This window comes from Sediminibacterium sp. (genome assembly GCF_019264485.1).
GTDB lineage: Bacteria > Bacteroidota > Bacteroidia > Chitinophagales > Chitinophagaceae > Sediminibacterium.
The window spans coordinates 60,776-73,246 of the sequence record NZ_JAHVAA010000011.1; the positions used below are offsets into that span (position 1 = coordinate 60,776).

Annotated in this window: 6 protein-coding genes; 5 read left to right on the forward strand and 1 reads right to left on the reverse strand. The window is 39.8% G+C overall.

Translation table 11 applies throughout. The annotated features are described in order from the left end of the window. Positions 1–25 precede the first annotated feature (25 nt). Genes KXJ59_RS06515 through KXJ59_RS06535 form a run of 5 tightly spaced genes read left to right on the forward strand, consistent with a single transcriptional unit; the run spans position 26 to position 10,833 of the window. Complete coding sequence (locus tag KXJ59_RS06515; RefSeq protein WP_295202303.1) at positions 26–1,408, forward strand: hypothetical protein; 1,383 nt, start codon at positions 26–28, stop codon at positions 1,406–1,408. After that, positions 1,405–2,868, forward strand: a complete 1,464-nt coding sequence (locus KXJ59_RS06520) for a hypothetical protein (protein ID WP_295202306.1) — start codon at positions 1,405–1,407, stop codon at positions 2,866–2,868. Before KXJ59_RS06515 ends, KXJ59_RS06520 begins: the two co-directional genes overlap by 4 nt. A 27-nt stretch (positions 2,869–2,895) precedes the next feature. After that, a complete protein-coding gene (locus KXJ59_RS06525) occupies positions 2,896–6,000 on the forward strand; it encodes a hypothetical protein (protein WP_295202308.1) in 3,105 nt (1,034 codons plus the stop codon). 35 nt (positions 6,001–6,035) lie between these two features. Then, on the forward strand, positions 6,036–10,430 hold the full coding sequence (locus tag KXJ59_RS06530; protein ID WP_295202310.1) for a DUF6443 domain-containing protein: 4,395 nt from the start codon (positions 6,036–6,038) through the stop codon (positions 10,428–10,430). Positions 10,431–10,440: 10 nt separating this feature from the next. Continuing rightward, entirely contained in the window at positions 10,441–10,833 is a 393-nt protein-coding gene (locus tag KXJ59_RS06535) for a hypothetical protein (protein ID WP_295202312.1), read from the forward strand. Positions 10,834–11,091: 258 nt separating this feature from the next. On the opposite strand, the gene KXJ59_RS06540 is transcribed toward KXJ59_RS06535, so the two are convergent. Further along, positions 11,092–12,351 (reverse strand): integrase core domain-containing protein, encoded by a 1,260-nt coding sequence (locus KXJ59_RS06540; RefSeq protein WP_295202314.1) that lies wholly within the window; start codon positions 12,349–12,351, stop codon positions 11,092–11,094. Positions 12,352–12,471 lie beyond the last annotated feature (120 nt).

Sequence of the window (12,471 nt, forward strand, 5' to 3'; positions counted from 1 at the left end):
GTGTAGTATAAGCTTGTTTTTTTGTATGTTTTTCACAAAGGCTCAGCCTTTTGGAAACTTTAACGGCATCTATAATTCAAATGGGAATAACGGACATTATGAGAAACTGCTTCAAACATCTGTTTTCCCTAACAATGTACCAAATTTAGCTGTTGATGTTTTGTTAGGTAATTATGCTTTCTGGGGGTATATAGAAATTGAAATAACCGGGGATTATAGTCATCAGAATACACCAGGCAAGTTATCGAAACTATTTGCAATAGGGATAAATCCCAATGGTTATATCTACACAAATGAAAGTCGTGTTACAGATGCCATTGGCGCAGTAGTTGATAATATTTCAATTGTTGATTTTGCATGGGATGCTGTAAATAACAGGTATCGTATTCCCGTCTCACATACAGTATCTACTCAAAATGTTTATACAGTCAAAGTAAAGTTGTTCAGTCAGGGTGATGGAGCCAGCAATATTGGTTCACAACTGGCAATTTCTTCGCAATATTCTTTAAATGCTTTACCCCGAAACGCAGTGAACTATAACCAGGATATGGGAATAGGTACCACTGCACCCAAGAACCTGCTCCATCTGCATGGTGCGGCGGATGGTTATGGCTATTTGCGGATCAGTGATGCGCTCACCGGTAACCTGTCAACAGACGGTGCCCGTATTGGATTTAATAGTGGTGCTTTCAGGATTCAGAATTATGAAAACTCGAAAATGTCTTTTCATGTAAATGGTAATACGGAGGCGCTGACAATCAATAGCAATGGAAATATTGGTATTGGTGTCGTGAATCCTGTTGAAAAGCTTGTGGTTGATGGGGCTGGTATTTTTTCCGGAAACATTGTTGCTCATGCCACTGGCTCTCGTCCAATCTCTCTTACAAATTTAGGGAGTATTATTAGTCAGGGCGATAATGGAGGCTGGGCTTTTGGTTATCATGCGAGAGGGTCAGCGGGAACGGATAGAGGCGGTTTTGGGTTTTATGGATCGGGGAATGGACTTGATTACTATTATGTAGGAGACTCCTATGCAAATCCTACCATTACTACTTATCCTGATAATGGAAACGTAGGTATTGGTACCAGGTTCCCATCAGATAAATTATCTGTGAATGGAAATATAAGGGCAAAAAAACTGATTGTATCTCAAACAGGTTGGCCCGATTATGTTTTCGACCCGGCATACAAACTGAAACCTCTTTCCGAACTATCTGCATTTATACAAAAGCATCAACACCTACCTGATATGCCATCTGCTAAAGAAGTTGAAGAGAAAGGAATTAGTGTGGGTGATAACCAGGCTTTGTTGCTAAAAAAAATCGAAGAGCTAACACTCTATTTAATAGAAATGAAAAAAGAAATAACTGAATTAAAAAGTAATACTAAATCAAAAAAGAAAAAATGAATCTAAGACTATCAGTTGTATTGATTGTGTTATTGCTGTTTGAACAGTCTGCTACATTATGCGCCCAAACTTCTTACGATGCATTAGGTGGTTATTTTCGTTTGCGAAATAGCGGAAGTACATTAACCTATGGTGGGTTTAGTCAGAAAGGAGCATTTGAGGGTAACGCAAGTTTAGATCCTGCACTATGGGCCGAAACAAATTATGGTCTATATTTTTATACGAATGGGGCAGCCGCTGCTCCTAAAATGAGTATAATGCCAGGAGGTAATATTGGGATAGGATTATCTAATCCTTCAGCTACTTTTCATATTCATACGCCCTCATCATCCGTTTTGCGGTTTTCAAGAGCCTCTTCTAATGATTTTGGCTTTGAGTATGGAGGAGCCACTTTCGGATTATATGATTATAGTAATAACAAATATCGGTGGCAGGTAGATGGAAGTAATTTACTACTTACCCCATTAGATGGATTAGTTGGAATTGGCACTAGCAATCCAACCACATTATTGGATATAACAAAGGCGTCTTCAAATGGTGTAGCCGTTACAATACGAAATACTCAATCAACTGCTTCGGCTCTTTCTGGATTGCGGATGGGGAATGATCTTGCTGCTAACCGATTCGAAGCATTCACACTTTCTTCTGCATATGAACAATACGGTCCATATTATCCAGATGGCACTTCATTGGCAAACGAAGGAACGGGTGGATTAAGTATAGGGGCTTTACATGCCAATGGTGATCTTAGAATGTATGCTGGTGGAAATAGCAACGCTCATGAACGTTTAAGAATACAAGCAAACGGAAATATCGTCTCTTATAGTAAGATGCTGATTGGGTCATCTAATCCAGATATTGGAGGCTCTGTTAATGGAATACGCTTGGATAACAACGGAACTATCTATAGTGCAGTTTCAGGAACGGGAGCATATGATTTTCCGCTGTATGTTGATAGGCGTGGTACTAACAATACCGGTACTTCTGTCATGTTGGCAATGGGTGGTTTTTACAAATCAACTATTGGTGTGATAGGCACCAACAATTCTATCAATGATGGAGGATTGACTTTCTCGACTGTAAATCATACTAGCACTATTACAGTTACTGAACAAATGCGCATCATGTCTTCTGGGAATGTTGGTATCGGTACAACTACTCCAACAGAAAAACTTTCTGTCAACGGTAATGTACGTGCAAAAAAAATTATTGTCTCGCAATCAGGCTGGCCCGATTATGTATTCGACCCGGCATACAAGCTGAAGCCTCTTTCCGAACTATCTGCGTTTATTCAACAATATAAACATTTACCCGATATGCCTTCTGCAAAAGAAGTAGATGAGAAAGGTATTAGTGTGGGAGATAACCAGGCTTTGTTGTTGAAGAAGATTGAGGAACTCACACTCTATATAATGCAACAAGAAACACGAATAAAAGAATTAGAAAAAAAGATAAAATAATTATTAGCACTCATTGAAATCAATACTATGAAAAAAATAGCTGTAACAGTATGTATGATGCTCTGTTTAGCCAGGGTAATAGCTCAGGGAGGCGGTGAAGTAGGTACTACACAAGAACTGAAAAAGTCGCCTATTGCTCCCTCACCCAATGCATCAGCAATTGGTAAATTTGGGGAAATACCGGTTTCGCTTAGTACAGGAATACCATCGGTGTCTGTTCCGATATATGCCTATAAGGGAAGTAGTAACGGTTTTGGTCTTGATGTGTCACTTCGTTATCATGCCGGTGGACATAAGGTGGATGATATGGCATCGAATGTTGGTTTAGGTTGGTCATTGAGTGCGGGTGGAGTAGTATCAAGGTCAATGCGCGGAAGGCCTGATGACATGCCCTATGGTTATATTCATACAGGTAACCTGCCTAATTTTTTTACTGCAAATTTCGACTATGCATATACCGAGCCCGGCTCTTCAACCAGTATTAATAATGGAATATGTTATGATAACTCGGGCGATTACTTAACGGTTAAAAACATTGCAGAAGGAGAACTCGACGGTGAGTGCGATATTTTTCAGTTCAGCGTAGGTAATATAGCCGGTAAATTCTATTTTAAAAAGAATGGAGAAATTCAGTTGGTTTCTCAAAGTAATATCAAAATTACTTACTCATTTAATAGTTCGCCATTATATATAACTGAATTTATTATTACCGACGAAAGCGGCAATAAATATTATTTTAATGAAAAGGAATGGACTTCCGCCAACAGCATTTTAGGGTCAGCACCACCTGTGCCTCCTATTTATATCAGCAGTTGGTATATCAAAAAAATTGTAGCAGCAGACAGTAATAAAGAGATTGTTTTTAATTATACAGGTAATGCTGAACAGTTAATATATGAGGGTAGCTTCTCCCATAGTTACAGAACAACCTGGACATTGGGCACACAGTCTACTGAGGGAACCTATTCTTATATGGCGATTGAAACCATTGATCAAAAGAAAATCAGCTCTATTGTGCTGCCTGATGCAACGCAGGTATTATTTGACTATAACTTATCAAGGGCTGATTTTGCAGGCGATAAAGCTTTAACAGGTATCAGGATTCAGAATGGGAATTTTGAAAAGCAGTTTGTGTTAAGTTATGATTATTTCAATTCTCCATCAGGTGGCACCGTACCTTATTCACCCAATGATTATTATAAAAGACTAAAACTACTTTCTGTACAGCAGGTGAAGGATAGTGAACAAATACCACCCTATACTTTTGAGTATAACAGTACAGCGCTGCCGACACGTAATTCATTTCAAAAAGATGCCTGGGGTTACTATACTTCAGGTATGGGGTCTGGCACCAGTGTAAGTGTGCCGTCGCCTTCGGGAAGTTTTACACTTTTCTTTGGATCAAGTCTTGTATCTGAACAGTATACAAAAGCATGGGTACTTGAAAAAATAACTTATCCAACGGGTGGCTATACTACACTCGACTATGAAAGTAATAAAGGCTATAATAATGGTGTTGAAGTGTCTATTGGAGGTTTAAGGGTTAAAAAAACAGAAGATTATAATGCCATCGATAATTCGAAGCTGGTAAAAGAGTACAAGTACCTTAAAACAGATAATACATCATCCGGACGAATTCAAACTATGCCGAATTCAACTTACTATTGGACTACCACATATATTCAGGATCCATTTGCTATGCCACCTGTTTTACCGTATAAAATATATCACTTAAACCAACAGGCAAACCCTACTCAGTCTTTATCTTATTTTAACGGAAGTCCGGTCATTTATACAAGGGTTAAAGTTGAAATGACCAATAACAGCACGAATAATGGCTATTCCGTACATGAGTTTAGTGCCTTTAACAGCACATTTGTTCATGAAGATAATTTTCCCTTTGTACAAAAGCAGGATCTTGACTGGGCACAGGGTTTATCTTTAAAAGAATCCTTTTACAATAGTTCAGACCAATTACTAAAGGTTGTAGAAAATGAATACCAGGATTTTACTTTTATACATCAGAATGATGCGCAGTCACGTAACCTGATAGCAGGTCTTTTATATTGGGACAACCAGGATACGTACAACCAAAAATTATATTCAGCCCGTGCATACTATATGGCATACGGCAGAAGTCAATTAAACAAAACCACTGAAACCACTTACGAAAACGGACTATCAAGCGCGGTAGTAAAAAATTATTATTACGATAATGCGGCTTATTTTTTCTCTAACCGAACCACAACCACCAATAGTAAAGGACAGACCATCACACTGCAAAAAAAGTATCCTCAGGATTTTGTAGGCACCACTATTTACGATCAGATGATTGCCAAAAATATGGTCAACTATGTTGTTGAGAGTACAAATCTGAATAATAGCAACCTTATAGCTGGAGACAAAACTTTATATAAATGGTATAATGCGGGTACGCTTCTTTTAACAGAAGGTGTAGACAGGTATAACAGAATCAGTCAAACCTATGAACCCATATTCCGCATCAACCACTACGATGCTGCCGGTAATATGCTCGAGCAACAAAAAGTACATGATATAAAGTCTGCTTACCTCTGGGCGCATAACCAGACATACCCTGTTGCTGAAGCCACCAATGCCGATTATGGGTCGGTGAGTTACAGTTCATTTGAAGCCACCGAAACAGGTAACTGGGATTATGGTTCTTCTGGTATTATAACAACTTATCAGGGTATTACGGGTAACAAAGCGTATTTGTTAAGTAATGGAAATATCCAGCGAACAGGTTTAGTAAGTGGCACTTCCTATATACTCACTTACTGGAAACACGATGCAGCAGGGGGGGCTGTAAGTGCAGGAGGTACCGCACTAATGTCTAAAAACGGATGGACACTTTATCAGACCACCATTACGGGAGTAACAAGTGTAACCCTCAGTGGCAGTGCAGTAATAGATGAGTTGCGATTGTATCCGGTAAACGCACAAATGACCACTTATACCTACGATCCTTTAATCGGCATGACAAGCCAGTGTGATGCCAATAACCGGATTACTTATTATGAATACGATGCGTTTAGCAGACTATTGCGCATTAGAGATATGGATAAAAATATCCAGAAAACATTTGAATACAAATACAAAGAAGCGCAATAAGGCATTTTTAATTCAGACACAAAAAAATAAAACCGATGAAAAGGTTACAATATATAGCGGGTAAAGTATCAATTATCGTATTGTTATTAAGTGGCTTAAACAGTGATGCACAAACCAACAAACCCAACGGTAGTACACGCCCTGCTGCTACAGCAGCAGGCACTCCGTCTGCTTACAGTAGCGGGGTCTTGGTAAACTATGTACGCACCCGTGAAGCTGTGGCACCTATTACCGACCCCGGTACTTTTAACAGTGCTGGTTATACACAGGTAAAACAAGCCACCCAGTTTCTGGATGGACTTGGCCGCCCTTTACAAACAGTGATGAAACAGGCCAGCCCAATGCTAAAAGATATAGTAAGCCCACTGGTATATGATGCTTTTGGAAGAGAAGTGTATAAGTACCTGCCCTATGTATCAACAACCGATAATGGTAATTTCAAACTAAATTCTTTTGGTGAACAGTCTTCATTTATGGGTACCCAATATTCAGGTGAATCTATTTACTACAGTGAAACAAGGTTTGAGGCATCGCCCTTAAATCGTGTTACCAAAACACTGGCAGCGGGTAACAGTTGGGGTGGAAGTAACAGAGGAGTAAGTATGGAATATCGGTTAAATGATGCGAATGATGCTGTGCGAATCTGGAATATCGGAACCAGCTCGCTCACCTACAGTAATAATGATGTAAGTACCAATATTCCTGCATCTTCCAGTATATACGGAACCGGAGAATTATATGAAACCCATACCATTGATGAAGCAGGTAACAAAGTAGCAGAATACAAAGACAAAGAAGGAAAAGTAATTCTGAAAAAAGTGCAGACAGACAGTTCTCCTTCAGACAGCCATAGCGGCTGGCTATGTACTTATTATGTGTACGACGATTTTGGTTCATTACGTTACGTGATTCAACCCGAGGCAGTAGCATATATGGCTGCGAATGGTTGGACACTCAATACCGATGCCATCAATGAACAGAGCTTCCGTTATGAATACGATGGCTATAACCGTATGATTGCCAAAAAAGTACCTGGCGCCGGATGGGTATATATGGTATATGATAAAAGAGACAGACTGGCATATACACAGGATGCCAATATGCGCAGCCGCAACCAATGGCTGGCGACACTGTATGATGAACAAAACAGACCCGTAGCAACAGGTATGATCAGCTATTCAGGTACCCGTGATGCTTTACAGAACCTGCTCGATACCCGTTTTCTTGCAGCACAAAGCACAGTAGTAACCGTTAATTTCAGTGCGCCGGATATATTATACCTGCATGAGCCGGTAGCCGGACAACCGGCTTATCGTGCTGTAACAGAGATACAGTTTACAGGTGAATTTAATTCGGCCAATGAAAACTTTGAAACCTATATTGGGCCAGCCATACAGAGTACCAGCACCATTTTACTCAATTATGATCCTTTTCCGTCAGGGGCCAATTTTATTGCACTAACCCATACCTATTACGATGAGTATGGTTTTACAAACAAAACCTATCAGACCACGCATAACAGTTCAATAGATGCGGGTGGTAACAGTTATGCAGAAACACTGCCGGGTACTTCAAGTAAACTAACCAGAGGGCAGGTAACAGGTACCCAAGTAAGGATACTCAAAAACCCGGATGACCTGAGTCAGGGCGACTGGTTAGAAACCGTTACATTTTACGATGATAAAGCCCGGGTACTGCAAAGCCAGTCTGCCAACCATAAAGGAGGTACCGATATTACCACCATGCGATACGATTTTACGGGTAAACTCATTACCAGTTATCAGGTACACAACAATGCAGCAGCAGGTCAAACGCTGAGAACCAAAACCAATATGTTATACGACCATGCAGGTCGTTTACTGGATGTTAAAAAGACATTGAATGATGATGGTAATACCACCCGCTACCTTGCCCGTAACAGTTATGATGAATTAGGACAGTTGAAAGAAAAAAAACTGGGTCAGCAATATGGCACAAGCACCGAAATGGAATTGCAGGCATATGAATACAATATACGGGGCTGGTTACAGGGGATGAATAAAAACTACAGTAATGCTGCTAATAATAGTGCATGGTTTGGCATGGAGTTAAACTATGATTATGGTTTTGAGAGCAATCAGTACAATGGTAATATAAGTGGAGCACAGTGGCGCAGTAAGGGAGATGGTGAAAGAAGAGCATTTGGTTATGGCTACGATAAAGCAAATAGAATACTGTTTGGCGATTTTAATCAATACACCAGCAGTAGCTGGAATAAAACAGCCAATCTCAATTTTAGTATGCAGATGGGAGATGGCAGTACACATAGCAGTGCCTATGATGCCAATGGCAATATAAAAGCGATGTTGCAATATGGGGTAAAAGCCGGAGGCAGTCTGGTAATTGATAACCTTAGTTACAGTTATAACAGTTTGAGTAATAAACTGGCCTACGTAAATGATGCTGTTACTGCTGATCAGAAATTAGGCGATTTTACGAATAAGTACACAGGAACAGACGATTATAGTTATGATGTAAATGGTAACCTGATTACCGATAAGAATAAAGACATCAGCAGCATTACGTATAATCACCTGAACCTGCCTTATTTGGTAACGGTAGCAGGAAAGGGAACGATTAAATACATATACGATGCAACCGGTAATAAACTCGAAAAACAAACAATAGAAACAAGTCCTGCTTCAAAAACAACGAATACAGCTTATCTGGGGGGGTATGTATATGAGAATGATGTATTACAGTTTTTTGGTCATGAAGAAGGCCGTATACGCCGGAAGACGGACGGCAGTTATGTGTATGATTATTTTGTAAAAGATCATTTGGGGAACACCCGTATGGTACTCACGGAAGAACAGCAAACCGATGCCTATCCCGTGGCATCATTAGAAGCGGCGACATTGAACAGTGAGAAACTATATTATACGATACCGGATGATGCCGGCACCCGTGTACACAAGAATACAGTGGCCGGATATCCGAGCGACACATATACCGATCCGAACGATTATATCCACAAACTGAATGGTAATGGCACCAAGCTAGGTAGTAGTATGGTATTGAAAGTAATGAGCGGCGATAAAGTGAATATTCATGCCAAAAGCTGGTATCGTTTAAATGGTGTAACCCCCGGAAGTCCTGTGAGTCCGTTAAGCGATCTGGTGGCAGCATTGGCAGGTGGTGTGGCACAGTCAGCAGCAGGTAAATACACGGCTGGAGAGTTGATTGGCAATGGTACGCTAAGTCCGGGTATGACGGATATGCTGAATACCCAGTCGTACAGCAGTACCAAACCCAAAGCCTATGTAAACTGGGTATTATTTGATGAGCAATTTAAATATGTGGGAGGAGGTAGTGGATTTGACCAGGTAGGTGCAGACCAGGAACTAAAACAACATATATTAAGCAACCTGCCTGTTACAAAAAATGGATATTTGTATATTTACGTAAGCAACGAAACACCTAACGTTGATGTGTTCTTTGATAATCTGCAGGTAACGCATGTGAGGGGGGCATTGTTGGAGGAGACGCATTATTATCCATTCGGGTTGACAATGGCGGGGATTAGTAGTAAGGCTGCAGGTAAACTTGATAATAAGTATGAGTACAATGGAATTGAGTTGAATGAAGATTTGGGACTGAATACTTATGATGCGTTCTTTAGGAATTTAGATGCTCAAACTGGTAGATGGTGGCAGGTTGATCCGAAGATTGAGTGGGACATGGAAAGTTGGAGCCCTTATGCTTCAAACTTTAATAATCCTATTAAGTTTGATGATCCTAAAGGTGATTGTCCATCTTGCATTGTCGGATTTATAGTTGGGGGTGCAGTAGAATATGCTACTCAGGTTGCATCAAACTTAATTGAAGGGAAATCATTTGGGAAGTCGTTGACTAATGTAGATGTAAATGCAATTGGAATTTCAGCAGTTGCAGGTGCAGCAACAAGTGGCGTATCTGCCTTTGTGCCTAAAGGTGCAGCGGCTAAATTAGTAGTTGCAGGTGTAAACACTACAATTGATGCTGCAGAATCAGTTGCAAAACAATATAATCAAAGTGGCAATGTTTCATTATCAACTACCGTAAGTGATGTGGTTGTTAATAAGGTGGCAGGTAAGATTACTGAAAATATCAAAGTTAACTCACCTTCGTCCATTTCGACTACTGAAAAGCAGTTAAACCGTGCAGAAAGAGTAGCAGCAGGAGACCCAAATAGCAGTGGTAGGGCAAATGCAGTTAACACGCTTCAAGATAAATTGGTTAAACAGAATACCACAAATGCGGCGGTAAAACAAGCTGCGGGAAATGTTGTGGCAAATACAGCTCAGGGAGTTGTTAATGCGACTGGTCAGCCTGTAGTTATTCAACCAAGCAATAGACCTGTAGCGGATAACACTGTGGTAAGAAAGCCTTTACTAATTCAAAGACAATAAATGTAACAAAATGAAATTTTTATTCTTTGCAGGTCTCATTTTTTTTGTGGGTTCAATTTTTTTAATTCCTAGCACTTACGAGAAATTAAAAGTTGAAAAGAATGGTAGTATTGTTAAAATGAGAATTGAGCAACTTCCTAAAACATGTATCGGTGCAAGAGTAAATTACAATGTAATATACAGTTACGAAGGTGTTTTTTACAATAAATCAACAAGAGGGAATTTCTGCCAACTCCATTCCGTAGGTGAGATGATTGATATGAAGTATCTAAATGGATCAGAAATTGTTTTGCGTCCAAATGAATCTGCTATGATTAGCTTTATCTCATTAGCTGTACTAGGTTTTGGGGGCTTGCTCATTAGTATTTTACAATGGAAAAAAAGCCGATCAGTTAAAAGGTAATAGGAAATTTTTTTTTCACAACAACCACTCCAAAACGGGGTGGTTTTTCCTTCTTCGCAGAGTTTTCAACCCAAAAGCAGTTTGTCGCAATGTCTCTCGGAGAGGCATCTGCGGGGGTGCAACACCCACGTTTTTCCTTAATAAAAACGGTCAAATATTTGGACAAATACAAAAAGGGGGTAGTGTAAACGGGGGATTAATGAAAATAGGTCTGTGGTACTTTGAAAACTGTTAGTCGGTTGGAGTTACTGGCAGTAATTACAGACAGCAGTCGCCCGCTTTATTGATGTTGATTCTGTTTCTTATGGCTTTTTGAATATTTTCTTTGGTATGGTTTAAGTCAGGGGCATTATTATTTAATACTTCAAGTGGAGTAAGTCCATTAAGTATATGAACGGGTCTGTTATTGTAGTTGTGAACGGCCTGTTCCAGTATTTTTTCTAAATGTTGCAGGTTATTAATCTGTTGCTGATAGAGATAACGGTATTTAATGGTTTTATTGAGGTGTTCAATCATGGCATTGGAAAAGAGGATATCTTTTTGTGCAATCAGGTGTTCTAATGGAGGGACTACGTTAGCAAAATGTTGTTTCACATACTGGTTCTCGGATCCTCCATCTGTAAGCAGGGTAAGTGGAGAAGAGGATGGAACCAGATATTGATGATATACATTTCTGATCAGTTCAATAAGCGTTGATGCTTTTTTCTGATTAGAAACTGCATATTGGAGTATGCTCCTTGAACGATTGTCCTGTATAAAGTAGATATAGGAAATGGCACCATCTGCTGTTCTGAAAAGGGTAATATCGGCATGTAGTATCTGTAAAGGATTTTCGGCTCTGATGCCGGTACAATGATTTTTTCTTCTGTTTTTGGGCAGTACGGGTCTGCTCACCAATTTTGCGCAATATTTATAAAAACTGCTTAGTGAGCAATAGAGTTGTCCTGCTCGGATGAGTTGGTGATAAATAGAAGAAAGCGGCCAAGCGGTATAAGCGGGGTCAATACAAGTGTTGGTAAGTACATTGATTTCTTTGTTGAGTAATTGCGCCGGGTGCTTTTTTCTGCATAACTGAAAAGGAGATCTGGCACAAAGTTGTTTGTTCAGTAATCGCCGCCATTGTGCATAGGAAAAATTGCACCAGCGTAAAGTTTTTCGTAACCCCATCAAAGGAATAATACTGCTGACCTGTTTCATAAGGCAGTTAATAATAGGTATTCTCACCAATTTGATGCCCTGTATATTTTTACTGATATAGCGGCTTATGGCTCTTATTTTCAGAAGAGCTCTGTTAACAGCCAATAAATGTTTGTTGGAAGCGATGAGCGATAAGGTAGACAAGACGTCTTGTTGTCCGATAACATATTCATATCCTGTTAGCTGTTGAATATCTTTTTTACGCCAGTAATGTCTGGTAGATCTCGGTACTTGTTGTAAAGCTTGTTCAGGCAAAATGGACAAATGAAAAGCAAGAGGAATATATGGATGGTATTGTCGTTTATAGGTAGAGTTACTCATGTTTGAAACTACAAAAAAGCCGAACAGCAACCAGAACGCTGAACTGAGTGACACAACAGGCGATGAGCAATGACCTGCTGCTGGTAAACATAAATGATTATTCACTCTGGATAAATTTTC